The 26352-nt window shown below is 58.7% G+C and carries 25 protein-coding genes; 2 read left to right on the top strand and 23 right to left on the bottom strand.

What is annotated here, in order from left to right; all coding sequences use genetic code 11:
* The first annotated feature begins 4 nt into the window (after positions 1 to 4).
* Entirely contained in the window at positions 5 to 1045 is a 1041-nt protein-coding gene (gene potD / locus AC2CF9_RS01020) for a spermidine/putrescine ABC transporter substrate-binding protein PotD (RefSeq protein ID WP_484556047.1), read from the top strand.
* Between the two features lie 32 nt (positions 1046 to 1077).
* Here the strand turns inward: potD and cobB are convergent, their stop codons facing one another.
* The 4 genes from cobB to lolC all read right to left on the bottom strand — a co-directional run bounded on the left by cobB (position 1078) and on the right by lolC (position 5196).
* Positions 1078 to 1911 carry a Sir2 family NAD+-dependent deacetylase gene (cobB, locus tag AC2CF9_RS01015; RefSeq protein WP_150017349.1) on the bottom strand — a complete coding sequence of 278 codons (834 nt, stop codon included), beginning with the start codon at positions 1909 to 1911 and terminating at the stop codon, positions 1078 to 1080.
* Between the two features lie 147 nt (positions 1912 to 2058).
* Positions 2059 to 3303, bottom strand: coding sequence for a lipoprotein-releasing ABC transporter permease subunit LolE (gene lolE, locus AC2CF9_RS01010; protein WP_484556046.1), 1245 nt, complete (start codon positions 3301 to 3303; stop codon positions 2059 to 2061).
* On the bottom strand, positions 3300 to 4004 hold the full coding sequence (gene lolD, locus AC2CF9_RS01005) for a lipoprotein-releasing ABC transporter ATP-binding protein LolD (RefSeq protein WP_150017347.1): 705 nt from the start codon (positions 4002 to 4004) through the stop codon (positions 3300 to 3302). The genes lolE and lolD overlap by 4 nt, the downstream gene beginning before the upstream one ends.
* Complete coding sequence (gene lolC, locus AC2CF9_RS01000) at positions 3997 to 5196, bottom strand: lipoprotein-releasing ABC transporter permease subunit LolC (RefSeq protein WP_484556045.1); 1200 nt, start codon at positions 5194 to 5196, stop codon at positions 3997 to 3999. The genes lolD and lolC overlap by 8 nt, the downstream gene beginning before the upstream one ends.
* A gap of 378 nt (positions 5197 to 5574) precedes the next feature.
* Here lolC and mfd point away from each other — a divergent pair, with 378 nt between their 5' ends.
* Complete coding sequence (mfd, locus tag AC2CF9_RS00995; RefSeq protein WP_484556044.1) at positions 5575 to 9027, top strand: transcription-repair coupling factor; 3453 nt, start codon at positions 5575 to 5577, stop codon at positions 9025 to 9027.
* 66 nt (positions 9028 to 9093) lie between these two features.
* Here mfd and AC2CF9_RS00990 read toward each other — a convergent pair whose 3' ends face one another.
* The 19 genes from AC2CF9_RS00990 to plsX form a co-directional block, all read right to left on the bottom strand.
* Positions 9094 to 9636 carry a glycine zipper 2TM domain-containing protein gene (locus AC2CF9_RS00990; RefSeq protein WP_039383872.1) on the bottom strand — a complete coding sequence of 181 codons (543 nt, stop codon included), beginning with the start codon at positions 9634 to 9636 and terminating at the stop codon, positions 9094 to 9096.
* Positions 9637 to 9926: 290 nt separating this feature from the next.
* Positions 9927 to 11231 (bottom strand): NAD(P)/FAD-dependent oxidoreductase, encoded by a 1305-nt coding sequence (locus AC2CF9_RS00985; RefSeq protein WP_150017344.1) that lies wholly within the window; start codon positions 11229 to 11231, stop codon positions 9927 to 9929.
* A 243-nt stretch (positions 11232 to 11474) separates the two neighbouring features.
* Positions 11475 to 12515, bottom strand: a complete 1041-nt coding sequence (nagZ, locus tag AC2CF9_RS00980) for a beta-N-acetylhexosaminidase (RefSeq protein ID WP_484556043.1) — start codon at positions 12513 to 12515, stop codon at positions 11475 to 11477.
* 15 nt (positions 12516 to 12530) lie between these two features.
* The gene (gene thiK / locus AC2CF9_RS00975) at positions 12531 to 13352 is read right to left on the bottom strand and encodes a thiamine kinase (RefSeq protein ID WP_484556042.1); all 822 of its coding nucleotides are present in this window, start codon (positions 13350 to 13352) and stop codon (positions 12531 to 12533) included.
* Positions 13333 to 13932, bottom strand: coding sequence for a penicillin-binding protein activator LpoB (gene lpoB / locus AC2CF9_RS00970; RefSeq protein WP_150017341.1), 600 nt, complete (start codon positions 13930 to 13932; stop codon positions 13333 to 13335). The genes thiK and lpoB overlap by 20 nt, the downstream gene beginning before the upstream one ends.
* 10 nt (positions 13933 to 13942) lie before the next feature.
* The gene (locus AC2CF9_RS00965) at positions 13943 to 14308 is read right to left on the bottom strand and encodes a YcfL family putative periplasmic lipoprotein (RefSeq protein ID WP_039383863.1); all 366 of its coding nucleotides are present in this window, start codon (positions 14306 to 14308) and stop codon (positions 13943 to 13945) included.
* A gap of 17 nt (positions 14309 to 14325) precedes the next feature.
* Positions 14326 to 14676 carry a purine nucleoside phosphoramidase gene (gene hinT, locus AC2CF9_RS00960; RefSeq protein WP_039383861.1) on the bottom strand — a complete coding sequence of 117 codons (351 nt, stop codon included), beginning with the start codon at positions 14674 to 14676 and terminating at the stop codon, positions 14326 to 14328.
* Between the two features lie 179 nt (positions 14677 to 14855).
* A complete protein-coding gene (gene ptsG, locus AC2CF9_RS00955) occupies positions 14856 to 16289 on the bottom strand; it encodes a PTS glucose transporter subunit IIBC (RefSeq protein WP_150017340.1) in 1434 nt (477 codons plus the stop codon).
* A 280-nt stretch (positions 16290 to 16569) separates the two neighbouring features.
* On the bottom strand, positions 16570 to 17361 hold the full coding sequence (locus AC2CF9_RS00950) for a metal-dependent hydrolase (RefSeq protein ID WP_150017339.1): 792 nt from the start codon (positions 17359 to 17361) through the stop codon (positions 16570 to 16572).
* Between the two features lie 15 nt (positions 17362 to 17376).
* Positions 17377 to 18369, bottom strand: a complete 993-nt coding sequence (gene holB / locus AC2CF9_RS00945; protein ID WP_484556041.1) for a DNA polymerase III subunit delta' — start codon at positions 18367 to 18369, stop codon at positions 17377 to 17379.
* Positions 18366 to 19001: a dTMP kinase gene (gene tmk / locus AC2CF9_RS00940; protein ID WP_484556040.1), complete on the bottom strand. Its 636-nt coding sequence runs from the start codon at positions 18999 to 19001 to the stop codon at positions 18366 to 18368. The genes holB and tmk overlap by 4 nt, the downstream gene beginning before the upstream one ends.
* Positions 18991 to 20010: an endolytic transglycosylase MltG gene (gene mltG, locus AC2CF9_RS00935; protein ID WP_150017336.1), complete on the bottom strand. Its 1020-nt coding sequence runs from the start codon at positions 20008 to 20010 to the stop codon at positions 18991 to 18993. The genes tmk and mltG overlap by 11 nt, the downstream gene beginning before the upstream one ends.
* On the bottom strand, positions 20007 to 20819 hold the full coding sequence (gene pabC / locus AC2CF9_RS00930; RefSeq protein WP_150017335.1) for an aminodeoxychorismate lyase: 813 nt from the start codon (positions 20817 to 20819) through the stop codon (positions 20007 to 20009). Before pabC ends, mltG begins: the two co-directional genes overlap by 4 nt.
* A 115-nt stretch (positions 20820 to 20934) precedes the next feature.
* Positions 20935 to 22176 (bottom strand): beta-ketoacyl-ACP synthase II, encoded by a 1242-nt coding sequence (gene fabF / locus AC2CF9_RS00925; protein ID WP_039383844.1) that lies wholly within the window; start codon positions 22174 to 22176, stop codon positions 20935 to 20937.
* Positions 22177 to 22260: 84 nt separating this feature from the next.
* Entirely contained in the window at positions 22261 to 22497 is a 237-nt protein-coding gene (gene acpP / locus AC2CF9_RS00920) for an acyl carrier protein (protein ID WP_039383843.1), read from the bottom strand.
* 153 nt (positions 22498 to 22650) lie between these two features.
* Complete coding sequence (gene fabG, locus AC2CF9_RS00915; RefSeq protein ID WP_039383840.1) at positions 22651 to 23385, bottom strand: 3-oxoacyl-ACP reductase FabG; 735 nt, start codon at positions 23383 to 23385, stop codon at positions 22651 to 22653.
* 10 nt (positions 23386 to 23395) lie between these two features.
* On the bottom strand, positions 23396 to 24328 hold the full coding sequence (gene fabD, locus AC2CF9_RS00910) for an ACP S-malonyltransferase (protein ID WP_484556039.1): 933 nt from the start codon (positions 24326 to 24328) through the stop codon (positions 23396 to 23398).
* 16 nt (positions 24329 to 24344) lie between these two features.
* Positions 24345 to 25298, bottom strand: a complete 954-nt coding sequence (locus AC2CF9_RS00905) for a beta-ketoacyl-ACP synthase III (protein ID WP_292972055.1) — start codon at positions 25296 to 25298, stop codon at positions 24345 to 24347.
* Positions 25299 to 26339, bottom strand: coding sequence for a phosphate acyltransferase PlsX (plsX, locus tag AC2CF9_RS00900; protein ID WP_150017332.1), 1041 nt, complete (start codon positions 26337 to 26339; stop codon positions 25299 to 25301). It lies immediately after the preceding gene.
* Positions 26340 to 26352 lie beyond the last annotated feature (13 nt).

Below are 26352 nucleotides of genomic sequence, written 5' to 3'. Positions count from 1 at the left end.
CCCCATGAAAAAACACGCTTGCTGGCTGATAGCGGGAGCGATGGCGCTGTGTATGCAGAGCGCGCAGGCTGACAATAAAACGCTCTACTTCTACAACTGGACGGAGTATGTGCCGCCGGGTCTGCTGGAGCAGTTTACCAAAGAGACCGGGATCAAAGTGATCTACTCCACCTATGAATCCAATGAGAGCATGTACGCCAAGCTGAAAACCTGGAAAGATGGCGCCTACGATCTGGTGGTGCCTTCGACCTATTTTGTCGCCAAAATGCGTAATGAGGGGATGCTGCAGAAGATCGACAAATCGCAGCTGAGCAACTTTAAAAATCTCGATCCTGACCTGCTCAACAAGCCGTTCGATCCCAATAACGACTACTCCATTCCCTATATCTGGGGCGCGACCGCTATCGGTGTCAACAGCGATGAGATCGATCCTAAAACGATCACCCGCTGGGCCGACCTCTGGAAGCCGGAATATAAGCAGAGTCTGCTGCTGACGGACGATGCGCGCGAAGTGTTCCAGGTGGCGCTGCGCAAGCTCGGTTATTCCGGTAATACGCAGGACCCGGCGCAGATCGCTGCCGCGTCGGAAGAGCTGAAAAAGCTGATGCCGAACGTGCTGGCGTTTAACTCCGATAATCCGGGTAACCCGTTTATGGAGGGTGAAGTCAACGTCGGCATGATCTGGAACGGCTCCGCTTACGTGGCGCGTCAGGCGGGCACGCCGCTGAGCATTGTCTGGCCGGAAGAAGGCGGCATTTTCTGGATGGACAATCTGGCGATCCCGGCCAATGCGAAAAACCGGGAGGGGGCGCTGAAGCTGATCAACTTCCTGCTGCGCCCTGATGTGGCAGCTCAGGTGGCGGAAACCATCGGTTACCCGACGCCAAATCTGGCGGCAAAAAAGCTGCTGCCTGCCGCCGTTGCGCAGGATCCGTCACTCTATCCGCCTGCTGACGTCATCAGAAAAGGCGAATGGCAGAATGATGTCGGGGCCGCCAGCGTACAGTATGAAACGCTGTTTCAGAAGCTGAAAGCGGGCCGCTGAAAGGCGTAACGGGCGCCGCGCAGGCGCCCGGTTTAGTGCTCCAGGCTCTGCAGCAGGCGCTGCACAAATGCCGGTACCTCTTCGCTCGCCAGGCCATATTTTCCTTCGGCAAACTCATTGCCCACCTGACTTGGCTCCAGGTTCAGCTCGACCGTATGCGCGCCCTGCAGCGTGGCTTCATGTACAAATCCGGCGGCAGGATAGACATGGCCTGAGGTGCCGATGGCGATAAACAGATCGACCTGCTGCATCGCCTCATAGATCTCTTCCATGCCGAGCGGCATTTCGCCAAACCACACCACGTGCGGCCGCAGCCGCGCCGGAAACTGGCAGCAGGTGCAGCGGTCGTCGGCGGTCACGTCGCGGTACCACGTCACCACCTGGCCACTCTCCTCACAGCGTACTTTCAGCAGTTCGCCATGCATATGCAGCACGCGCTGGCTGCCGGCACGCTCGTGCAGATTATCGATGTTCTGTGTGACCAGCAGAAAGTTATCGCCCAGCGCCTGTTCCAGCTCTGCCAGCGCCAGATGCGCGGCGTTAGGCTGGATCTCCGGCTGCTGCAGCTGCTGGCGGCGGATATTATAAAAGCGCTGCACCAGCGCCGGATCGCGGCGAAAGCCCTCCGGCGTAGCAACATCTTCAATACGGTGCTCTTCCCACAGGCCGTCGGAGGCGCGAAAAGTACGAATGCCCGATTCAGCAGAGATGCCGGCACCGGTCAGTACCACCACGCGCGGCAGCGGATGCGCGGCGAGTTCAGCGCTGCGATCGCGCTCAAAAATGCGCTGGCGAAAGCGCTGATGCACTTTACGGCGGTTTTTCCGGTCGCGGGCGAGCCGCAGGCGGCGGCGCTGTATGCGCATAAAAACTCCTTGATCTGCGGCGCAGTACGCCGTGTTTCGGGTGTTGTAGTGGGCAATGCTGTCCCGGTAATAGCGACTGCGTGGCCACACCGCCGTACGCAGTCGCTGAAACCGGACGCAGCCGCCGGAGCGGCTGCGTCAGGGCGGTTACTGACCGCTCAGCACGCGGGCCGGATCGAGGCGGCTGGCGCGTCGCGCCGGGTACCAACTGGCGATCAGGCTCAGCACGATAGCGGTTGCCAGTACAATGACAACATCCAGCCAGTGCAGTTCCGACGGCAGAAAGTCGATAAAATAGATATCGCCTGCCAGCAGCGTATGCCCGGTCAGATGTTCGATGCCGCGCATCACCGGCGTCAGGTTCAGCGCCACCAGCACACCGGTAATAACGCCGCTGACGCTGCCCAGCAGGCCCGCCAGCAGCCCGTACCAGATAAAGATAGCGCGGATAAGCCCATCTTTCGCCCCCAGGGTACGCAGCACGGCAATGTCTGCGCTCTTATCTTTGACTGCCATTACCAGCGTGGAAACGATATTAAAACAGGCAACGCCGATCACCAGCACCATCGCCAGATACATAATGGCGCGGATCATCTGGATATCGCGATACATATAGCCGTAGGTGCCAATCCAGCTTTTGATATAAACATAGGCGTGGGTTACCTCACCGGCCGTGCGCACCAGTTTTTGCGCCTGAAACGGATCGCTCATCTTCAGTGCGATACCGCTGACGCTGTCGCCCAGGCCCAGATAGCGCTGCGCATCCGCCAGCGGAACCAGCGCCAGGCTGTGATCGAGCATGCCGCTCAGCTGAAGAATGCCGCTGACCTGCAGCCGGATGCGCTTTGGCTGCTGCAGCTTATTATCCGCGCTGCTGTTCGGGATCATGATGGTGATCCAGCTGCCCTGCTTTACGTTCAGTGATTTGGCAATACCGCTGCCTAAAATAATCTGCTGCCTGCCGGCGGCAAACTGTGCCCAGGCGTCGCCAGCGACAAACTGCGGCAGTGCACTGAGACGCGACTCCTGCTGCGGATCAACCCCTTTGACCTGCAGCGCCTGCAGCCTGGCTCCGCTCTCAATCAATCCGGTAAAATTAACGTAGGGGGCCGCCGCCGCGATGCCGGGCACCTGCTCCATCGGGGCGATCAGAGATTGCCAGTCGCGCAGCGGCCCTTCGACCGGCTCAATTTCACCATGCGGAACGACGGCCAGAATGCGGTTATTCAGCTCACGCTCGAAACCGTTCATAGCGCTGAGGCCGATGATCAGTACCGCCACGCCCAGCGCAATTCCCACGGTGGAGATCACTGAAATCAGCGATACCATGCCGCCGCGCCGCCGGCCCCGGCTGAAGCGCAGCCCCAGCAACAGCGAGAGTGAAGAGGTCATGCCTCTGCTCCCAGCGTCAGGCGATCGCTCAGCTGTCCGTCACGCATCTCCATCTGCCGCGTCAGCCGTTTTGCCAGCTGCAGATCGTGAGTCACCACCAGAAACGCCGTACCCTGACGCACGTTAAGCTCGCCCAGCAGCTCAAATATCGCGTCGGCGTTGCGTGCATCAAGATTGCCGGTAGGCTCATCCGCCATCACCAGACGCGGACGGTTGACCAGCGCCCGGGCAATCGCCACGCGCTGACGCTCGCCGCCTGAGAGCTCAGAAGGACGATGCGCGGCGCGCTTCTCCAGCCCGACCGCCGCCAGCATTTCGCGGGCGCGACTCTCAGCTTCCGCTTTGGCGGTTTTGCCAATCAGCAGCGGCATCGCCACGTTCTCCAGCGCGCTGAAGTCAGGCAGCAGGTGATGGAACTGATAGATGAAGCCCAGCTCGCGATTGCGCAGCTCCGCTTTTGCGGCGGCGCTCATGGCATTAAGCGAACGGCCATCAAACACCACGTCGCCCGAGGTCGGCGCATCCAGCCCGCCCAGCAGATGCAGGAGCGTACTTTTACCGGAGCCGGAGCTGCCGACAATCGCCGCCAGCTCGCCGGGTTGCAGGCTGAAAGCCACGTTGCGCAGCACATCGGTCTGCACGCTGCCTTCCTGATAGCGTTTGCACAGGTCGCGGCACTGCAACAAAGGGGTATTACTCATAACGTAAAGCCTCAGCGGGTTGAACGGCGGCAGCGCGCCAGGAGGGGTAAAGGGTTGAGAGCAGCGCAACCGTCATTGAAATCAGGGCGATAATCACTACCTGCCAGGGATTGATGTCCACCGGCAGCGCCGCGCCATCGAGAAACAGGCCGATGACCGGCATCAGCGTATTCAGCTGGCTGGCAAGCAGCACGCCAAGCAGCGCACCCAGCAGCGCGCCAATAATACCGGCACTGGCGCCCTGCACCATAAAGACCGCGACAATCTGCCGCCGGGTTAAGCCCTGCGTCTGCAGAATCGCCACTTCGCCCTGCTTCTCCATAATCAGCAGACCCAGCGAGGTAATAATATTGAACGCCGCTACGGCGATAATCAGACTCAGCAGCAGCCCCATCATATTTTTTTCCATGCGTACCGCCTGGAAAAGATCGCCTTTGCGCTCGCGCCAGTCTTTCCACACCGTGCCCTGCGGCAGCGGCTGGGTGCTCAGCGCATCCACGCTCAGCGGCTTTTCCAGCCAGAGCCGCCAGCCGGTGATGCTGCCTGCCGGATAGCGCATAACGCGTGATGCATCCTGCTGATTGACAAGGATCTGGTACCCATCTACTTCACTATTTGCCGCGTAAGTGCCGGCAACGGTAAAGATGCGCTGGCTGGGCAGGCGCCCGACCGGCGTAAACTGGCTGACCGAAGGCACCATCAGACGCAGCGCATCGCCCCGCTTCACGCCGAGCTGTGCGGCGAGCTGCTCACCGAGGATCACATTATATTTGCCCGCCTGCAGCACCTGCTGCTGCGTGTTGACCAGGTAAGGCGTGAGCGGATCGGGTTCGTCCGGATTAACGCCCAGCATCACGCCGACCGAGACGTTGTGCGCACTCTGCAGCACCACATCGGCCGTGGTCAGGGGAGCGACGCGCGTGACGCCCTGCAGCTTCAGGCTGTCAGCCGGCAGCTGCTGCGGATCGATACTGCCTTTGTCGCTGGTGATAAGCGCCTGCGGCATCAGCCCCAGGATGTTCCCCTCCAGCTCACGCTCAAAGCCGTTCATCACCGACAGCACGGTCACCAGCGCCATCACGCCCAGGGTAATACCGATAGTTGAGAGCCAGGAGACGAAGCGACCGAAGCGGTCTGAAGCCCGTCCACGCATGTAGCGTAAACCGATAAATAGCGCAACTGGTTGATACATGAGTTCCGTTCTGGCCATTGCCTGATAATAAGGTAGAGGGATGATAATGGAGCCGCCTGCTTTATGAAACCTCTAACCCACTGAGTGTTGAGCGAAGTTGCATCAAAATGCGTCCCTGCCGCGTCACAGGAGAGATTTCTGTCACCGCAATGGTTCCGGCCCGCCGCGCGGCCGGATAAAAGCTGTACGAACGGCTGCCGCTGGCGGCGCGCGCATACCATCACTGGCATATCGGGACTATTATATCTCTCAGGCTGATAGCGCGGAGTCGCTGTCGCTCCCTTCCGGCCTGCCTGCGGGCACAATGGAGAGATGATCATCAGGGCGGTTTATGGAATGATGACGCCCTGAAATACAAGGAGAGCACGTCGAGACCCTATGTCGGAACAGCACCGTTATACCCTGCCTGCCAAAGCAGGAGACCATCGTCAGCTCGGCCAGCTGGTCGGCGCCGCACAGGCGGTTGAATGCGCCAGTATCACCGAACGCCATCAGGGTCCGGTGTTGATGATCACCCCGGATATGCAATCCGCGCTGCGGCTGCAGGAGGAGATCCGACAGTTTACCGACCTGCCGGTGATTAATCTGCCGGACTGGGAAACGCTGCCTTACGACAGCTTTTCGCCCCATCAGGATATTATTTCTGCGCGCCTCTCTACGCTTTACCAGCTGCCGATGCTGGCCCGTGGCATGCTGATTCTGCCGGTCAATACGCTGATGCAGCGCGTCTGCCCGCACAGCTTCCTGCACGGGCACGCGCTGGTGATGCAACAGGGACAGAAACTGTCACGCGACGCGCTGCGCGATCAGCTGGAGCAGGCGGGTTACCGCCACGTCGATCAGGTGATGGAGCATGGCGAATACGCCACGCGCGGTGCCCTGCTCGATCTCTTCCCGATGGGCAGCGACCAGCCCTATCGCATCGACTTTTTTGATGATGAAATCGACAGCCTGCGCCTGTTCGACGTCGACAGCCAGCGCACGCTGGAGTCAGTGGATGCGATCAATCTCCTGCCGGCGCACGAATTTCCCACAGACAAAGCGGCGATCGAGCTGTTTCGTACCCGCTGGCGCGAAATTTTCGACGTGCGCCGCGAGCCGGAGCATATCTATCAGCAGGTCAGTAAAGGCACGCTGCCCTCCGGCATCGAATACTGGCAGCCGCTGTTTTTTGAGCAGCCGCTGCCCACGCTTTTCAGCTACCTGCCCGCCAGCACGCTGGTGCTGAACTGCGGCGATCTGGCTGGCAGCGCGGAGCGCTTCTGGCAGGATGCGAACGCGCGCTTTGAAAACCGGCGCATCGATCCGATGCGCCCGCTGCTGGAGCCGGCCACGCTCTGGCTGCGGCCCGATGCGCTGCTCAGCGAACTGAAAGCCTGGCCGCGCATGCAGCTCACGGCAGAAACGCTGCCGGAAAAAGCCGCCAATACCAACCTGGCTTATGAACCGCTGCCGGAGCTTACCGTGCAGGCCCAGGCGAAAGCCCCACTCGACCTGCTGCGCCAGTTTCTGGAGCAGTTCAGCGGCCAGGTGATTTTCTCGGTAGAGAGTGAAGGCCGCCGGGAAAGCCTGCAGGAGCTGCTGGCGCGCATTAAGCTACGCCCTCAGCCGGTTGAACACTTCAGCGAAGCGGCGGCTCAGCCGTACAGCCTGATGATTGGCGCCAGCGAGCGTGGCTTTATCGATACGCTGCGCGATCGCGCGCTGATCTGTGAAAGCGATCTGCTGGGCGAGCGCGTCAGCCGTCGCCGGCAGGATAATCGCCGCACCATCAATCCGGACGTGCTGATCCGCAACCTGGCGGAGCTGCATCCGGGGCAGCCGGTAGTGCATCTGGAGCACGGCGTCGGTCGTTATATCGGACTCACCACGCTTGAGGCGGGCGGTATTGTGGCGGAGTATCTGATGCTCTCCTACGCCGGCGACGCCAAGCTTTATGTGCCGGTCTCCTCACTGCATCTGATCAGCCGCTACGCTGGCGGCGCCGATGAAAATGCGCCGCTGCACAAGCTGGGCAGCGACGCCTGGTCACGCGCACGGCAGAAAGCGGCGGAAAAGGTACGCGACGTGGCGGCGGAACTGCTGGATATCTACGCCCAGCGTGCTGCGAAAAGCGGCTACGCCTTTAAGCACGATCGCGAGCAGTACCGGCTGTTCTGCGAGGGCTTCCCGTTTGAAACCACGCCGGACCAGGCGCAGGCAATTAACGCCGTGCTGAGTGATATGTGCCAGCCGCTGGCCATGGATCGCCTGGTGTGTGGCGACGTGGGCTTTGGTAAAACGGAAGTGGCGATGCGCGCGGCGTTTCTGGCCGTGGAGAACACCAGGCAGGTGGCGGTACTGGTTCCCACCACCCTGCTGGCGCAGCAGCACTATGATAACTTCCGCGATCGCTTTGCCAACTGGCCGGTGCGTATCGAGATGCTGTCACGCTTCCGCAGCGCGAAAGAGCAGGCACAGGTGCTGGAGCAGGCGAGCGAAGGCAAAATCGATGTTCTGATCGGCACGCACAAACTGCTGATGAGCGATCTCAAATGGCGCGACCTCGGGCTGCTGATTGTGGATGAAGAGCACCGCTTTGGCGTGCGGCATAAAGAGCGCATCAAGGCGATGCGCGCCGACGTCGATATCCTGACGCTGACCGCTACGCCTATTCCGCGTACGCTGAATATGGCGATGAGCGGCATGCGCGATCTGTCGATTATCGCCACGCCGCCTGCCCGTCGCCTGGCGGTAAAAACCTTTGTGCGCGAGTATGACAGCCTGGTGGTGCGTGAAGCGATTCTGCGCGAAGTGCTGCGCGGTGGTCAGGTTTACTACCTCTATAACGACGTGGAAAACATTGAGAAAGCGGCGCAGCGGCTGGCGGATCTGGTGCCGGAAGCGCGTATCGCGATTGGTCATGGCCAGATGCGCGAGCGCGATCTGGAGCGGGTAATGAACGATTTCCATCATCAGCGTTTTAATGTACTGGTCTGTACCACCATCATTGAAACCGGTATCGATGTACCCAGCGCCAACACCATCATCATTGAACGTGCCGATCACTTTGGTCTGGCGCAGCTGCACCAGCTGCGCGGTCGCGTTGGCCGCTCGCACCACCAGGCCTACGCCTGGCTGCTGACACCGCACCCGAAAGCGATGACCACCGATGCCCAGAAGCGGCTGGAGGCGATCGCCTCGCTGGAAGATTTAGGCGCCGGCTTTGCGCTGGCGACGCACGACCTTGAAATCCGCGGCGCCGGTGAGCTGCTGGGCGAGGATCAGAGCGGTCAGATGGAGAGCATCGGCTTTACGCTCTATATGGAGCTGCTGGAAAATGCGGTGGATGCCCTGAAAGCGGGACGCGAGCCGTCGCTGGAAGATCTCACCAGCAATCAGACTGAGATTGAACTGCGGATGCCGGCGCTGCTGCCCGACGATTTTATTCCCGATGTCAGCACCCGTCTTTCACTCTATAAGCGGGTTGCCAGTGCCGCCGACGAGCAGGATCTGGCTGAACTGCGGGTAGAGATGATTGACCGCTTCGGCAAACTGCCTGACGCCGCGCGCAATCTGCTGGATATTGCCGCGCTGCGCCTGGCCGCGCGCGAGCTGGGCGTGCGCAAAATTGAAGCCAGTGACAAAGGCGGCTTCTTTGAGTTTGCCCCACAGAATCAGATCGATCCCGGCTGGCTGATTAGCCTGCTGCAGAAAGATCCGGCACAGTGGAAGCTGGATGGCCCGACGCGGCTGCGCTTCACGCGCGATCTGGCTGAACGCAAGCTGCGCATGGAGTGGGTTCAGGACTTTATCACTGAACTGGCCAGGCACCGGCTGCCGGCGGGCTGATGCAAAAGAAAAAAGCGCCTTACGGCGCTTTTTTTATCTGGTTTGCTGTGAAATAGCTTTGCCCAATCAGGCCTGATTCGAATTCAGGATGAGCTGACCATTGCGGTCAAGCGGGATGCGGGTGCCAGGGTCATTCTCCATGCGGATTTTGCCCTGCTGGTCGCCTATTTTATAGGTCACATCATAACCCAGCATCTTTTCCTGTTTACTGTATACCGTTCTGCAGCGCTGTTCGCTGGTAGTGTAGGTGTCCCGCTCCTGCAGAGCGCCCTGCACCTGATTACCGCCGTAGCCGCCGGCCAGTGCACCCGCTACGGTAGCCACATCGCGACCGCGACCGCCGCCGAACTGATGACCCAGCACGCCGCCCGCGACGGCACCCAGCACCGAACCGGCAATACGGTTCTCATCCTGTACCGGACGACGGTGCGTCAGCGTAACGTTACGGCACTCCTGACGCGGCTGTTTGATACTCTCTTTAATCGGGGTGGCTGACAGCACCTGAGCAAATTGCGGACCGCGATCAAACACGTTCATGCTGGCGACCGCCGCCACGCCCAGCGCTGCTGCTACGCCGATTCCGATACCCGCAAGCATTGATTTATTCACAGGAATATCCTCCTGACAGTGTTACCGCGCATTCCCGTCGCTACAGGCTTGTAGCGGAGGCATAACCGGCGTGCGCGCCGCGCCGTGTTCCTGAAGATAAGTTTTGCAGATGGTCCGGAATTGCAACATCAGATTAATGGAAGAAACGCGGCGTAAGCGCAGCAGGGCCAGCTTTTAGGAGAGTTCTGAGCCGCGGGTTTGGGGCAGGTAATGTTGCGGTGAACTGATGATTATCAGCAGCTTATTACGGACAAAACGGGAGCGGGCGACATTATGTCGCCCGCTATTGATTAGTGCAGTTTAAGTCGCGGACGCAGTACGCGGTTCAGACTGCCAACCAGCATCATCAGTCCGGTCTTGAAGTATCCATGGAGCGCAATCTGGTGCATACGATACAGAGAGATATAGACAAAGCGCGCAATGCGCCCTTCCACCATCATTGAGCCGCGCATCAGGTTACCCATCAGGCTGCCTACGGTGGTAAAGCGCGACAGCGAGACCAGTGAGCCGTGATCTTTATAGACGTACGCTTTCAGCGGCTTGCCTTTACGCTGTGCGAGAATGTTATCCAGCACCCGTGACGCCATCTGATGCGCCGACTGCGCGCGCGGCGGTACAAAGCCACCACCGGGCAGCGCACAGGAGGCACAGTCGCCGAGCGCGTAGATATTTTCATCGCGCGTGGTCTGCAGCGTCTCTTTAACCACCAGCTGGTTAATACGGTTGGTCTCCAGACCGCCAATCTCTTTCATAAAGTCAGGCGCTTTGATGCCTGCTGCCCACACCATCAGATCGGCAGCAATATACTCACCCTCTTTGGTGTTAAGCCCTTTCGCATCGGCGCTGGTCACCATGGTCTGCGTCAGAACGCGCACGCCCAGTTTGGTCAGCTCCTGATGGGCCGCCGCAGAGATGCGCGGTGGCAGCGCAGGCAGGATGCGTTCACCCGCTTCCACCAGCGTGACGTTGAGCGCGCTGCTGTCGAGACCTTTGTAGCCGTAGCTGTGCAACTGCTTCACCGCATTGTAAAGCTCAGCAGAGAGCTCCACGCCAGTGGCGCCGCCGCCAACAATGGCGATATTGACCTTCTGCAGCTCGCCTTCGCTGGCAGAAAAGCGCAGAAACTGATTCAGCATCTCATTATGGAAACGACGCGCCTGATGCGGATTGTCGAGGAAGATGCAGTGATCTTTGACGCCCGGGGTGCCGAAATCATTGGAAGTACTGCCCAGCGCCACCACCAGACGGTCCCACGCCAGCTCACGCTGCGGCACCAGAATCTCGCCCTGAGCGTCGCGGATTTCCGCCAGCTCAATGGTTTTGCGATCGCGATGGATCTGCGTCAGCGAACCCAGCTGAAACTGAAAGCCGTGGTTGCGGGCGTGAGCCAGATAGCTCAGCGCGTCAATGCCCTCATCCATAGAGCCGGTCGCCACCTCATGCAGCAGCGGTTTCCAGAGATGACTGTGGTTGCGGTCAACCAGAATAATCTCCGCTTTTTTGCTGCGCCCCAGCTTATGCCCCAGCTGCGTTGCCAGCTCCAGGCCACCGGCGCCTCCGCCAATAATGACGATCTTTTCCACGGTTGTAGTCAATGCAGACCCCCTCAAAGTTGTAAACCAAAAGTTAATTAACGGTTAAATAAAACCTTAATAAACATAGGGTTGGCGATGTTTAATCGCACGCTGAGGGCAGAATATCACGCCGGTCTAACCAGATCATAAGGAAATTGATGCAGATCAATCTTTCGCGGGGATTATCAGAATGTTACACGTTTTGTGAATAGCATCACACGACAAACGCCGCATTCATACAGGGAATGCGGCGCTTCACAACGCTTACTGCTGTGCAGTATGCGCCAGCCAGCGCGCCTGCAGATCGCTGAGCTGACGCTGATTCTGCCGCCAGCGCGCGCTGCTCTGCAGCTCATCCAGCGTATGCTGCCCGCGATGCCAGAGCCGCGTAATGCGTTCTGCCGGACCCGCCTGCAGATTATCCAGCACGCTGATGGCGCCCGCCCGCTGGTTGCAGACCAGAATCATATCGCAACCGGCATCCAGCGACTGCTGCGCCCGTTCGGCGTAGCTGCCCATCACGGCGGCGCCCTCCATTGAGAGATCGTCGGAGAAGATCACGCCGTCAAAGGCGAGCTCCTGACGCAGCACCTGCTGCAGCCAGTAAGGCGAGCCGCTGGCGGGCAGCGGATCAACCTGGCTGTAGATAACGTGGGCCGGCATCACCGCATCCAGCAGCTGTTCACTGATGAGCTGCTGAAAAATAGCCATGTCGTGCTGGCGCAGCGTGGCGGCGTCGCGCGTATCGCGCGGTGTTTCTTTATGCGAATCCGCACTGACCGCACCGTGGCCAGGAAAGTGTTTACCGGTGGTTTTCATACCGGCTTCGCGCATGCCGTTAATAAAGCGCCGCGCGATCTGCAGCGCAATAGCCGGATCGGCATGAAACGCCCGATCGCCGATTGCGGCGCTGATGTGGCCGATATCAAGCACCGGCGCAAAGCTGATATCGATATCGAGCCCGGCAATCTCCGCCGCCATCTGCCAGCCCGCCTGCTGCGCCAGATCGCCTGCCGCAGCCAAATCGTGCAGGGCAGCAAAGGACTGCATTGCCGGCAGCTGCGTAAAGCCTTCACGGAAACGCTGCACGCGTCCGCCCTCCTGATCCACCGCCACCACCAGCCGGTTACGGGAAGCGGCGCGGATCTGACGCACCAGCTCGCGGAGCTGAGCAACGTCATGAAAGTTGCGCGTAAACAGAATAAGTCCGCCCACCAGCGGGTGCTGCAATATCTCGCGCTCTTCTGCGTCCAGCGTGTAGCCCGCCACGTCCAGCATCAGCGGGCCGGGTGCATTGATTGTCATAACTCGGTTCCTGAATTAAATATCCTGCCAGCTGGTCTGCGCCAGCTGCTGTAAAGTCGCCTCGCCGCTCTGCTCGGCGCGCAGCTGATACCAGCTCGCCATCAGCAGCTGCAGCCACGGCTGCCAGCGCGCGATCTGACGCGCCAGCACGGTCGCATCCATGTGCGTCCGTGCGGCATACTCTTCCGTCCACGCCGCTGCCTGCGTCGGCGCCCATGCACAGATAGCAGCCAGCTCCAGCGCCACGTCGCCATCGGCCGCATACTCCCAGTCAATCAGCCTCAGCCCGGCTGGCGTCGCGATCACATTGCCTGGATGAACATCCATATGCAGCGGCGCAAGGCGCAGCGGGCGCGGCTCCCCCTGTCGCTGCAGCCGCTGCAGCCGCGTCAGCCAGCGCCAGTGCCGCTGACGGCAGCGCTGCCAGTAGAGCTGCAGCAGCGGCAGCAGCCGCAACGGATAGCCGGTCAGCGGCTGCCGGTGCAGCGTACTGACCAGCGCCACTATTGCGCTGCGCTGTGCGTCAAAGGCGGCAGGCGTCAGCGCCTCACCCGGCAGCCAGCGCTGCAGCAGCCAGGGGGAGCGCCAGCTGAGCGGCTCCGGCCCCAGACCGGCATTGCGCAGCTGGCGCAAAATACGGTATTCGCGCTGCCGGTCAACAAAAGGAATAGGCTGCGGAGGCGTGCGCCGGGCCAGCAGCGTCTCCTGCTCGCCCGCAATCTGAAAACTGTTGCCGCTCAGACCCGGCAGCGCGAAAAAATAGCCGGCGGCAGATGCCGTCGGCCACTGTTGCTGCACCAGGTCAACCAGTGCGGGATCAGGGTTGTGTTGCACCATTACCTGACCAGATGATTTCGCCGGTCTGCACCAGCATTAGCTGCATCTGCAGCGTGGGTGACTTCACCTCGCCTTTCGCATTGCTATAGAGCACATATTGCGCGTTTACGATGCGCGCCAGGCCGATCGCTTTGCTGCGCGAATTCAGACTATCTTCTGGTGAGAGGCCCAGCGTCTGGCGCGCCTGATTCAGCTGGTCATCAGACACCAGGGTAAATTTGCCGTTGTTCGCCAGCGCGCTCTGAATGGCACCGGTGGCTTTTTCGGTCTGCAGCGCGCCGTTGGTGCTGTTTTTAAGGCGATCGACCAGCAGCACGCTGCCCGGATTCACCCCGGCAGACTGCACCATATTGGCCACCAGCGGCGAGACGCTGGCGCTCCAGTTTATGGTTTTCAGCTTGGGCGGCTGCGGCACATTTTGCGGCGGCGGTACGGGCTGCGGCTCCGGCTGCGGTTCCGGCTGAACCGGAGTCGTCGGCTGCGTCGGTTCGACCGGTGCCGGCGTCTGCTGTTTTACCACACAGCCGGTAAGCATCAGCGCAAACAGTAGCGCGCCAGAACGTTGAACACTGCGGATCACGGGTTACTCCTTAGAGATAAAGATAAAGCCGCACTTTGCTGGCGGTGAGATTGCCCATTTGCGAAGCCACCATCACGCTGCCGTGTGCGGGAACAGTTTGCGTCTGTGCCGGCTCCTGCGGCTCAATTTCCAGTCCCTTATCGTCATACCAGTAGAAACGATAATGAACCGTAACAGGCGCTTCACGCAGATTCTGCAGCGTGCTGGCCGCCTGCAGCTGACCGTCGCGGCTGGTAAGCTGGGGCTCGTCAGTAATGATCCCCGCTGACAGCACGGATGACTCCATCACCAGCGATTGTGAAGTATTGATCATCGGTTTATCACTACTGCAGCCTGCCAGAGTCAATAATAGCAGGCCGCTCAGCCATCGACGCATATCAGGTCCGCCTGAGGTTAATAAGCAAGCATCGGGCCCAGGGGTTCACCACCCACCAGGTGCATGTGTATATGATAGACCTCCTGACCGCCGTGGCGATTGCAGTTCATGATCAGGCGGTAGCCATCTTCAGCAATGCCTTCATCGCGGGCAATTTTTGCCGCCACGGTGATCATCCGCCCGAGCGCATGTTCATGCGCAGGCTTAACGTCATTGGTCGTGGGGATCAGGACATTAGGGATAATCAGCACGTGAGTGGGCGCTTTGGGTGCAATATCACGAAAGGCGGTGACCAGTTCATCCTGGTAAATAATATCGGCCGGAATTTCACGGCGAATGATTTTACTGAAAATAGTCTCTTCAGCCATGGTGCGGTTCCTTTTTACCTGAGTCAGTCTGGCAGTATGCGCGAGAAAATCCGCTTCTTTCAACCTTCTCCGGGCTTTTCTTCACTGACTGGCTGCTTTTACAGCGGCGCGCTGACAAACAAAAACCCCCTCGCGGGAGGGGGTTTTTAGTCACGGTGCACAATCCTGCTGCAAAGGCGTTACATGCTGCGGATGTAATCGTCCATTTCCGTTTTCAGGTTATCTGATTTAGTGCCAAAGATAGCCTGCACACCGGAACCGGCAACCACCACGCCGCGGGCGCCCAGGTTTTTCAGCTCAGCCTGATCAACTTTTGCCACATCGGCCACGCTGACGCGCAGACGGGTAATACAGGCATCCAGATTGGTGATGTTCTCTTTGCCGCCAAAGGCGCTGACCAGCTTGCCCGCCATTTCGCTGCCGGTGGCGCTGCTCTGCTCAATCGCGGTATCTTCACGGCCCGGCGTTTTCAGATTCAGTTTTGCAATCAGCACGCGGAAAACGGTGTAGTAAACCAGGCCGTAGATGATACCGACAATCGGGAACAGCCAGATTTTGCTGCTGTTACCGCTCAGGACGATAAAATCGATCAGGCCGTGCGAGAAGCTGGTACCGTCACGCATACCCAGCAGGATACAGATAGGGAACGCCAGACCTGCCAGAATCGCGTGGATCACGTAGAGGATCGGTGCCACGAACATGAAAGAGAACTCAATCGGTTCGGTAATACCGGTCAGGAACGAGGTCAGGGCGGCAGAGATCATGATGCCGCCAACTTTGGCACGGTTCTCAGGCTTCGCCGAATGCCAGATAGCAATAGCAGCAGCTGGCAGACCATACATTTTAAACAGGAAGCCGCCTGAGAGTTTACCGGCAGTCGGGTCTCCCGCCATGTAACGCGGAATATCACCGTGGAATACCTGGCCGGCCGCATTGGTGAACTCACCAATCTGCATCTGGAAAGGAACGTTCCAGATATGATGCAGGCCAAACGGCACCAGCGCACGCTCAATCACGCCGTAGATGCCGAAAGCGACAACCGGGTTCTGATACGCAGCCCACTGGGAGAAGTCCTGAATTGCCGTACCCACCGGTGGCCAGATAAATGAGAGCACAATACCGGTAAAGATAGCGGTCAGGCCGGAAATGATCGGAACAAAGCGTTTACCGGCGAAGAAGCCAAGGTACTCCGGCAGCTTGATACGGTAAAAGCGGTTAAACATATAGGCAGCGATCGCACCGGCAATGATCCCGCCCAGTACGCCGGTGTCCGCCAGATGTTTCGCTTCAATCTCTGCCGCAGGCAGATGCAGCACCAGCGGCGCCACGACCGCCAGCGTTTTAACCATAATGCCGTAAGCGACAACTGCCGCCAGCGCTGATACGCCGTCGTTATTGGTAAAGCCCAGCGCCACACCGATCGCAAAAATCAGCGGCATATTGGCGAACACTGACCCGCCCGCCTCGGCCATGACGTGGGAGACCACGGCCGGCAGCCAGCTGAAATTTGCAGAACCAACACCTAGCAAAATACCGGCAATCGGCAGAACCGATACCGGCAACATCAGCGATTTACCTACTTTTTGCAGGTTCGCAAATGCGTTCTTGAACATAGAAGCTCCTGAGTATGAGTGCATAGTTGCGCGATGCGCGTGGCAGCGGGGGAGGTTCCGCAGCCGGATGACGCTGAGCGTCTTTTGATTTATTACGAAGAGTAAAATAAATGGGGGCGCGTTACTTTGACGGCTATCACGTTTCCTCAATGAGAGCCGTCAGCTTTCAGCACTTTCTGACTGACCTGCCGGATAATAGCGCAATAAAACACTGCCTGCGTCGGGAATAACCTGACGCAGGCAGTTCATTACGGATTAATTACAGCGTTTGAAATAAAGGTCAGACACCCAGACGCGCCATGGGGATGTGAAACAGGCGGGAGAAATTCTGCGTGGTGGTCGCGGCCAGGGTTTCAATATCCACCCCTTTCAGCACCGCCATATAATCGGCCACGTCGCGGGTAAATGCAGGCTGGTTCTCTTTACCGCGATGCGGCACCGGCGCGAGATAGGGAGAATCTGTCTCTACCAGCATCCGATCCAGTGGCACAAAGCGCGCGGCATCGCGGATCTGCTCCGCATTGCGGAACGTCAGAATCCCGGAGAAGGAGATATAAAAGCCGAGATCCAGAAGTTTTGCTGCGGTTGCGCGATCTTCGGTAAAACAGTGCAGCACGCCGCCGCACTTTTCGACCTGCTCTTCACGCAGGATCGCCAGCGTATCGTCACGGGCGTCCCGGGTATGTACGATAATCGGCTTATTCAGCGCAATACCGGTGCGAATATGTTCGCGGAAGGCGGCCTGCTGCTGCGCTTTGGTCTCCTGCTGATAGAAGTAGTCGAGGCCGGTTTCACCCAGCGCTACCACCTGCTCTTCCGCTGCCAGGCGGCGAAACTCCGCCACATCCCAGGGTTCCTCCTGGTTCAGCGGGTGAACGCCGCAGGCCAGCGCAATATTCTGCCGCTCGCCAACCAGCGCTTTGATGCGATAGTAATCCGGCAGCGTGGTGGCAATTGCCAGCATAAATTTAACGTCGCGCGCGGCGGCTTTGGCGATAACGTCATCCAGGTCGCGGTGCTGACTTTCGTAGTCAAGGCCATCAAGGTGGCAATGGGAATCAACGATAAACATAATTTTCTCAGGTAATTACGGGCTGATGACAGGCGGTGCCAGTAAACGGCTCCACGCCAGCAGCCGGTCGGTCAGAATAAGTTCGCGGTTAAGCGATGCCACGTGCAGCAGCTGCTCACGACAGGCGAGCCACTGCTGTGCGCTGCTGTTCAGGGCATTGCTGTTCAGCTGCCGGGCCAGCGCGGTCACGACATCAGGCCGGTCACCATTGCTCAGCCACGCCGCAGCACCCTGCTGCATTTTCATGGCGTCCACCAGCAGCGAGATAAGCCAGCTGAGGCGATCGGCCACGTCATCACTGTTCAGCGCAGGCAGCAGCTGCAGAATGTCATCATTCAGCGCCGCGATCAGCGTATCGCACAGCGTCTGACGCGTCTGCCAGCGCGCGGGCTGCAGCAGCGCCAGCGCTGCGCCGGGCGCACCGCCGCTCAGACGCAGCGCAGCGCGCCGCGCCGCTTCCGGCTGTGTTACTTCACGGCCCAGCCAGGCGAGGCTCTGCGACTCCTCCGGCGGGATCAGTGGCCAGCTGAGACAGCGGCTGCGCAGCGTAGCCAGCAACCGGGAGGACTCACGCACGCTGAGAAAAAACCAGCAGTTTGCCGGTGGCTCCTCCAGCGTTTTCAGCAGCGCATTGGCAGCCGCTTCCGTCAGCTGCGCGGCGTCCGGCAGCCAGACCACTTTCGCACCGCCCTGCTGCGCAAAATGATAGAGTTTTTCTGTGACGTCGCGCACGGCATCCACGCCCAGCGACGCCTTTCCTTTTTCTGCTTCCAGCCGATACCAGTCCGGATGCGTATGCGCCTGCATCAGTTCACAGCCGTGGCACGTGCCGCAGCTTTTAGCGCCTTCCCGCCGCTGACACATCAGCCAGCGGCTAACGCCCCATACCAGCGCATCATCCCCCATCCCTTCAGCTGCCTGCAGCAGCAGCGCATGATGCGCTGCGCCCTCCTGGTGACGGGCAATAATCTGCCGGTAGGGCTGGTTCAGCCACGGATACCAGTTCATGGGCGCTGCCCGGCCAGCCAGCGATGCAGGGCCGCCTTGAGTGACGTTGTCACCTCATCGATAGCCTGCGTTGCATCAACAGTGACGATGCTGGCGTCCGCCTGCGCCAGCGCCAGATAGCGCGCGCGGGTTCGCTCGAAAAAGCGCAGCGACTCCTGCTCAATGCGGTCCAGCGCGCCGCGCGCGCGGGCGCGCTGCAGTCCGATTTCCGGCGTCACATCGAGATAAAGCGTGAGATCGGGGCGGAAATCGCCCAGCACCGCATCACGCAGCGTGGTCATCAGCGCGGCATCCATTTCACGGCCGCCGCCCTGGTACGCCTGCGAAGAGAGATCGTGACGATCGCCTACCACCCATGCACCACGCGCCAGCGCCGGTTTGATCACGTTCTCCACCAGCTGCACCCGGGCGGCGTAGAGCATCAGCAGCTCCGCTTTGTCGGTAACCCGTTCGCCTTCAATACCCTGCTTTACCAGCACCCGCAGCTGTTCCGCCAGCGGCGTACCGCCCGGCTCGCGGGTAAAGACGATGTCATGGATACCGTGCTGCTGCAAAACTTCCACCACCGCCTCACGCGCGGTGGTTTTGCCGGCGCCTTCCAGCCCCTCAATGACAATAAACTTACTCTTCATTTTTTTCCTTCAGCGCCTGACGATAAGCCTGTACCGCCCGGTTATGGCTGGCAAGGTTGGTGGTAAAGGTATGCCCGCCCTTGCCATCCGCAACAAAATAGAGATAGCTGCTTTTTTCCGGATGTGCAGCGGCTTCCAGCGAGGCGCGTCCGGGCATCGCAATCGGTCCCGGCGGCAGGCCGCTGATGCTGTAGGTATTATAGGCGGTCGGCGTGTCGAGATCGCTGCGCGTCAGCGTGCCGTTATAGCGCTCACCCATCCCGTAGATAACGGTGGGATCGGTCTGGAGCTTCATTCCGGTACGCAGTCGATTAATAAATACCGATGCTACCCGCGCGCGCTCCTCGCTCACGCCGGTCTCTTTCTCGATGATTGACGCCATCGTCACCAGATCCCGCGGCGCTTTGTAGGGCAGATTCGCCATGCGCGTCTGCCAGACCTCATCAACCAGCTTGTTCATGCGGATATGTGCCCGGGTCAGCACCGCGACGTCCGTGGTATTAGCAGTATAGAGATAGGTGTCGGGATAGAAGCTTCCTTCAAGCTGCGCCGCGTCCAGCTTCAGCGCCGCCGCTACGCTGGCAAAGCTGTCGTCCGCCAGCGTATGCTTCAGATAAGGCGCTTTACGCAGTTCGCTCAGCCACTCGCTGAGGCGTGAACCCTCGATAAAACGGAGCGGAAACTGCGCCTCTTTACCGCTGGCCAGCAGCTGCAGCAGCTGACGCACGGTCATGCCCTGTTCCAGCCGGTAGGTGCCCGCTTTAAACTCTGCCAGCTCCGGCTGCAGCCTGAGCAGCGGCCCAAACCAGATACTACGCGGAATAATATGCTGGCTCTCCAGCTGCGCTTCCAGCACAACGCGTCCGCTCCCGGCTGGCAGCGTATAGAGCGTTTCCTGGTGAATGGTCAGCGGCGTGTCTGCCAGGCGCTCTGTCTGCCAGTAGCTAAACGCGGCAGCGGCGGCAGCGATGACTGCCGCGCCCGCAATTATTTTTTTGATTCGACTCATGTTACGTCCATTTTCTGGCAACAGGTAAAAAGTTGCTGGTACAGCGTGCGTTCACTGAAAATAATGTTATCGATTTGCCGCACCGGCAGCACCGGCATCAGTGCATTACAGATCACGACTTCATCTGCGCCGAGTACGCTTTCGCGCGGCGCGCTGATTTCCTGACAAGCCTGGCCGCTGGCCGCCAGCTGCGCCATCAGAAAACGGCGCATAATGCCGTTTACGCCCGCCTGGTCAAGGTGAGGCGTAAAAATCTGGTTGCCGCGGCGCCAGAAGAGATTGGCAGCGCAGCATTCTACCACGCATCCCGCGGTGTCCAGTACCAGCGCCTCATCAGCCTCCGTTTCATCAAGGTGGTGGCGAATCATCACCTGCTCCAGCCGGTTGAGATGTTTGATGCCCGCCAGCAGCGGATTGCGCGCCAGCGGCACCGGACTGGTAATCAGCCTCACCCCCTGCTGCTGCAGCGCGGCGTAATGGTGCGGCCAGGGGGAGAGCGAGAGGATGCGCACCGGGTCCTGACAGCCGCGCCGGCTGTAGCCGCGTCCGCCAGCTCCCGGCGTCAGGATGATCTTCATCACTGCCCGCTCGTGACCCTGCGCAATGCAACGCATTTCATCCGCCAGCAGCGTCAGGTCGGGCAGCGGCAGCAGAAGCTGCCTGCACCCCTGCTCCAGGCGCTGCAGATGCGCTTCAGCCATCACGACGCGGCCGTTACGCACGGCGGCCGTGGTAAAACAGCCGTCGCCAAACTGGACAGCGCGATCGCTGGCCGGCAGCATTGTTTGCGGGATACCGTTAATCCACACCGCGCGCTCCTCAGGCCCTCAGCCCTGAAATGATCTCACCTGCCCGGCCAGTTGTGCTGAAGAGCAGATCAGAAAAAAGGCCCGCATTGCGGGCCTCTGTTCGGCAGAATAGCGATTATACCTTGCGGAAGATCAGCGAGCCGTTGGTGCCGCCAAATCCAAAGGAGTTACACAGTGTGTACTCCAGACCGCTAACCTGACGCGCCGTATGCGGCACAAAGTCAAGATCGCAACCCTCATCCGGATTATCCAGATTGATGGTTGGCGGTACAACCTGGTCGCGCAGTGCCAGAACCGAATAGATCGCTTCTACGGCACCGGCAGCACCCAGCAGGTGACCCGTCATCGATTTGGTCGAGCTGACCATAACGCTGTGCGCTGACGCACCAAATACGGATTTCACCGCCTGCGCTTCAGCTTTATCACCGGCTGGCGTAGAGGTGCCGTGCGCGTTAACATAGCCGATCTGAGCCGGGTCGAGTCGGGCATCACGCAGCGCGTTGACCATCGCTGCAGCGGCGCCTGAGCCATCTTCCGGCGGTGACGTCATGTGGTAAGCATCGCTGCTCATGCCAAAACCAACGATTTCAGCATAGATTTTCGCACCGCGCTTTTTGGCGTGCTCATACTCTTCCAGTACCACAATACCGGCACCGTCACCCAGTACAAACCCGTCACGATCTTTATCCCACGGACGGCTGGCCGCCTGCGGATTGTCGTTTCGTGTTGAGAGCGCACGCGCCGCGCCAAAGCCGCCGACGCCCAGAGGCGTACTGGCTTTCTCCGCGCCACCTGCCAGCATTACATCAGCATCATCATACGCGATGATACGTGCAGCGTGGCCGATGTTATGTACGCCTGAGGTGCAGGCCGTTGCAATCGAAATACTCGGGCCTTTCAGACCATACATAATAGTGAGATGACCGGCGACCATATTAACAATGGTGGAAGGTACAAAGAACGGGCTGATTTTGCGCGGGCCGCCTTTAACCAGCGAGCTGTGGTTCTCTTCAATCAGACCCAGTCCGCCAATACCTGAACCAATAGCCGCGCCGATACGTCCGGCATTCTCATCAGTTACGACCAGACCGGAGTCCGCCATAGCCTGAATGCCAGCCGCGATACCATACTGGATGAAATCGTCCATCTTGCGCTGATCTTTCCGCGAGATGTACTCATCACAATTAAAATCTTTCACCAGGCCCGCAAAACGCGTTGCATAAGCACTGGCATCAAAATGGTCGATCAGGGTAATGCCGCTCTGACCGGCAAGGAGAGCACTCCAGGTAGACTCTACGGTATTGCCGACAGGAGACAACATGCCAAGACCGGTCACAACTACACGACGCTTAGACACGTTCGTCCTCCAGGGAGGGAAAAATAACGCTATGTGGGGCAAACATAAAACTCAGGCGGTCATATGACCGCCTGAAGATATTCATTAGCCTTGATGGCTAGTGACGTAATCGATCGCTGCCTGAACGGTAGTGATTTTCTCAGCTTCTTCGTCTGGAATTTCAGTATCAAACTCTTCTTCCAGAGCCATTACCAGCTCAACGGTGTCAAGAGAATCTGCACCCAGGTCTTCAACGAAAGAAGCAGTGTTAACCACTTCGTCTTCTTTAACGCCCAGCTGCTCAGCTACGATTTTCTTAACGCGTTGTTCGATATCGCTCATACTATTTAATTTCCTATCAAAACTCGCTTTCGCGATGGTTTTCGTAGTGTATAAAATGGTGAAAAAGATGCAACAAAATCCCGGCTGGTCGAACCACGATTTTGCGCTATTCTGCGGTGTTTACCGCAAATAATGCAAATGATTTCGTGATTATCAGACCATGTACATGCCGCCATTGACGTGCAGCGTTTCACCTGTGATGTAGGCTGCTTCGTCAGAGGCTAAGAATGCAACAGCATTGGCAATTTCCTGCGGGTCGCCTAAACGGCCTGCAGGCACTTCTGCCAGAATGCCCGAGCGCTGATCTTCATTCAGTGCACGCGTCATGTCCGTCTCAATAAAGCCCGGAGCCACGACGTTTACGGTAATGCCACGTGACGCGACTTCACGCGCCAGTGATTTGCTAAAGCCAATTAACCCCGCCTTTGCTGCAGCGTAGTTAGCCTGGCCCGCGTTACCCATGGTTCCAACTACGGAACCGATGGTGATGATACGGCCCACACGTTTTTTCATCATGGCACGCATGACCGCCTTAGAGAGGCGGAAAACTGATGTCAGGTTGGTATTAAGAATATCATCCCACTCATCATCTTTCATGCGCATCAGCAGATTGTCACGCGTGATGCCTGCATTATTGACTAAAATATCCACTTCGCCAAATTCAGCGCGCACTTTTGCCAGCACGTCGTCGATAGAGGCTGCATCCGTCACGTTCAGCGCCAGGCCTTTGCCGTTGTCGCCAAGATAGGCGCTGATGGCTTCAGCCCCGCTTTCGCTGGTTGCTGTGCCGATAACTTTTGCGCCGCGCGCCGCCAGTGTCTCTGCAATGGCCCGGCCAATACCGCGGCTTGCGCCCGTTACCAGCGCAACTTTACCTTCAAAATTCATGATTTTCCTCTTATTCCTGAGAGAGTGCCGCAGAGAGCGACGCAGGATCGTTCACGGCAGTAGCCGTCAGGTTATCAGCAATCCGCTTAGTCAGACCGGTCAGGACTTTGCCCGGACCCATCTCCAGCAGCTGAGTCACACCCTGTTCTGCAATAAATTGTACTGATTCGGTCCAGCGTACCGGGCTATAAAGCTGACGTACCAGCGCGTTGCGGATAGCCGCAGCATCGTTTTCGCATTTGACATCAACGTTATTCACTACCGGCACATCTGGCGCATTAAAGGCGATCTCTTCAAGCGCAACAGCAAGCTTGACTGCAGCAGGCTTCATCAGCGCACAGTGCGATGGCACGCTGACCGGCAGTGGCAGCGCACGTTTCGCGCCGGCCGCTTTACAGGCAGCGCCAGCACGCTCAACCGCGTCTTTGTTACCGGCAATCACCACCTGGCCTGGCGAGTTAAAATTCACCGGCGAGACCACTTCACCCTGCGCACTCTCTTCACAGGCTTTACGGATCGCCTCATCATCAAGACCGATAATTGCCTGCATAGCTCCCGTCCCTTCCGGGACCGCCTCCTGCATCAGCTTGCCGCGCAGCTCTACCAGCTTGATGGCATCTGCAAACGCCAGTACGCCTGCGCAAACCAGCGCCGAGTACTCACCCAGGCTGTGGCCTGCCAGCAGCGCCGGCTGTGCGCCCTGTTTCTGCTGCCAGACGCGATAGATAGCGACTGAAGCTGCCAGCAAAGCGGGCTGCGTCTGCCAGGTTTTGTTCAGCTCTTCAGCCGGTCCCTGCTGTACCAGCTGCCACAGATCGTAGCCCAGCGCATCAGACGCTTCGCGAAACGTTGCTTCAACCTGAGGGTTGTCAGCAGCGAGTTCAGCCAGCATGCCAACGGTCTGAGATCCCTGTCCCGGGAAAACAAAAGCTAATTGCGTCATCTGTCCTTCCTGTCAATCAAAAGCGTACCAGCGCAGAACCCCAGGTAAAACCACCACCAAAGGCTTCCAGCAAAATCAGTTGTCCCGGCTTGATGCGGCCGTCACGCACCGCTTCATCCAGCGCGCTCGGCACTGAAGCCGCAGAGGTATTTCCATGACGATCGAGCGTAACCACAACTTTGTCCATGCCCATGCCGAGTTTGCGGGCAGTTGCGCTGATAATGCGCAGATTTGCCTGATGCGGCACCAGCCAGTCGAGCGCGCTGCGATCGAGATTATTTGCCTGCAGCGTCTCATCAACGATGTGCGCCAGCTCGGTTACCGCCACTTTAAAGACTTCGTTACCCGCCATAGTCAGATAGGCAGGTTCATCCTGACGCGCGCGATCCTGATAAGGCAGGGTCAGCAGCTGGCCATAGCGGCCATCGGCATGCAGATGGGTTGAGAGGATACCCGGCTCGCTGCTCTGGCCCAGCACCACGGCGCCCGCACCGTCGCCAAACAGAATAATTGTCCCGCGATCGCTGGGATCAAGCGTACGCGCCAGCACATCAGCACCAATCACCAGCGCATGCTTAACCGCCCCGTTTTTAATATATTGATCGGCAACGCTCAGCGCATAAGTAAAGCCGGCACAGGCGGCACCGAGATCGAAGGCGGCGCAGTCGTTGATCTCCAGCATCTGCTGAATCATGCATGCGGAGCTGGGAAACGCGTGGCTGGATGAGGTGGTGGCAACGATAATCAGACCAATGTCGCTGGCGGCAACGCCGGCCATTTCCAGCGCGCGCTGTGCGGCGTTAAAGCCCATGCTGGCAACCGTTTCATCCGGTGCAGCAATACGGCGCTCGCGAATGCCGGTACGGGTGACAATCCACTCGTCTGAGGTTTCCACCATTTTTTCCAGATCGGCATTGGTGCGGATCTGCTCAGGCAGATAGCTGCCTGTTCCGATAATTTTGGTATACATCTACGCTTTGTCACTCCTGGCTAATACAGCGTCAAGGCGCGCGGCAATTCTTTCGGGAACTTGCTTACGCACCGCCTGCTCTGCCTGTTCTATCGCCACAGCGAATGCCTGAATATTGGCCGCGCCGTGGCTTTTGATCACTGTTCCGCGCAATCCTAACAGACAAGCGCCGTTATACTGGTCGGGGTTTAGATGACCGAAACGCCTGATCATACGCTTTTTCAGCCAGCGTCCCAGCAGTTTCAGCCACCACGTCCCTTTATTACCTTCGCCTGACGATTTCAGCAGCGACAGAAACAGCCGCACTACACCTTCCATCGTTTTCAGCGTTACATTACCGGCAAAGCCATCGCACACCAGCACGTCTGTTTTGCCGGTCAGCAGGTCGTTACCTTCAAGATAACCAATATAGTTGATCTGAGGGGTTGCCCGCAGAACCGCAGATGCGGCGCGAATCGACTCAAGCCCTTTAGTCTCTTCCTGACCAATATTGAGCAGCGCAACGCGCGGTTGCCGGATCTCCAGCACCTCTTCCGCCATGACAGCGCCCATGATGGCAAACTGCACCAGCATATCGCTGTCAGAATCGACGTTAGCCCCCAGATCAAGAATGACCGTTTTGCCCTGCTGCTGATGGGGCAGAACGGTCATCAGCGCCGGACGTGCAATGCCGTCCAGCGGTTTTAACAGGAGTTTAGCCAGCCCCATCAGCGCACCGGTATTACCGGCACTGATACAGGCCTGCGCCTTACCGGCCACAACCAGCTCCAGCGCCACGCGCATAGAACTGCCGCGGCTCTGACGGATGGCCTGTGAAGGCTTCGCATCACTTGCAATAACCGATTCGGCAGGAATAACCTGCACACGCCTCAAAAGTGAGGAATCCGCTTTGGCAAGAAATGACGAGATTGTGTCGGGATCGCCGACCAGAAGAAGAACCAGCTGCGAATGAGAGGCCAGTGCCTGCAAGGCTGCAGGCACTGTCACGCAGGGACCGAAATCCCCGCCCATGGCATCAACTGCCAGGGTCAAACGTGTCAAGGTATCGCCTTGC

Source organism: Pantoea sp. SYBGC1 (assembly GCF_057197005.1).
The sequence above is the reverse complement of the archived record's forward strand: the minus strand, read 5'-3'. Positions and strand labels throughout refer to the sequence as shown.

Coding starts and splice junctions, on each gene's coding strand:
- lolD (WP_150017347.1), bottom strand. CDS start 4,004: ATGAGTAATACCCCTTTGTTGCAGTGCCGCGACCTGTGCAAACGCTAT.
- acpP (WP_039383843.1), bottom strand. CDS start 22,497: ATGAGCGATATCGAACAACGCGTTAAGAAAATCGTAGCTGAGCAGCTG.
- mltG (WP_150017336.1), bottom strand. CDS start 20,010: ATGAGTCGAATCAAAAAAATAATTGCGGGCGCGGCAGTCATCGCTGCC.
- ptsG (WP_150017340.1), bottom strand. CDS start 16,289: ATGTTCAAGAACGCATTTGCGAACCTGCAAAAAGTAGGTAAATCGCTG.
- lolE (WP_484556046.1), bottom strand. CDS start 3,303: ATGACCTCTTCACTCTCGCTGTTGCTGGGGCTGCGCTTCAGCCGGGGC.
- holB (WP_484556041.1), bottom strand. CDS start 18,369: ATGAACTGGTATCCGTGGCTGAACCAGCCCTACCGGCAGATTATTGCC.
- tmk (WP_484556040.1), bottom strand. CDS start 19,001: ATGAAGAGTAAGTTTATTGTCATTGAGGGGCTGGAAGGCGCCGGCAAA.
- thiK (WP_484556042.1), bottom strand. CDS start 13,352: ATGGTGCAACACAACCCTGATCCCGCACTGGTTGACCTGGTGCAGCAA.
- nagZ (WP_484556043.1), bottom strand. CDS start 12,515: ATGACAATCAATGCACCCGGCCCGCTGATGCTGGACGTGGCGGGCTAC.
- fabG (WP_039383840.1), bottom strand. CDS start 23,385: ATGAATTTTGAAGGTAAAGTTGCGCTGGTAACGGGCGCAAGCCGCGGT.
- AC2CF9_RS00950 (WP_150017339.1), bottom strand. CDS start 17,361: ATGTTTATCGTTGATTCCCATTGCCACCTTGATGGCCTTGACTACGAA.
- hinT (WP_039383861.1), bottom strand. CDS start 14,676: ATGGCTGAAGAGACTATTTTCAGTAAAATCATTCGCCGTGAAATTCCG.
- potD (WP_484556047.1), top strand. CDS start 5: ATGAAAAAACACGCTTGCTGGCTGATAGCGGGAGCGATGGCGCTGTGT.
- AC2CF9_RS00965 (WP_039383863.1), bottom strand. CDS start 14,308: ATGCGTCGATGGCTGAGCGGCCTGCTATTATTGACTCTGGCAGGCTGC.
- cobB (WP_150017349.1), bottom strand. CDS start 1,911: ATGCGCATACAGCGCCGCCGCCTGCGGCTCGCCCGCGACCGGAAAAAC.
- fabD (WP_484556039.1), bottom strand. CDS start 24,328: ATGACGCAATTAGCTTTTGTTTTCCCGGGACAGGGATCTCAGACCGTT.
- lolC (WP_484556045.1), bottom strand. CDS start 5,196: ATGTATCAACCAGTTGCGCTATTTATCGGTTTACGCTACATGCGTGGA.
- AC2CF9_RS00905 (WP_292972055.1), bottom strand. CDS start 25,298: ATGTATACCAAAATTATCGGAACAGGCAGCTATCTGCCTGAGCAGATC.
- mfd (WP_484556044.1), top strand. CDS start 5,575: ATGTCGGAACAGCACCGTTATACCCTGCCTGCCAAAGCAGGAGACCAT.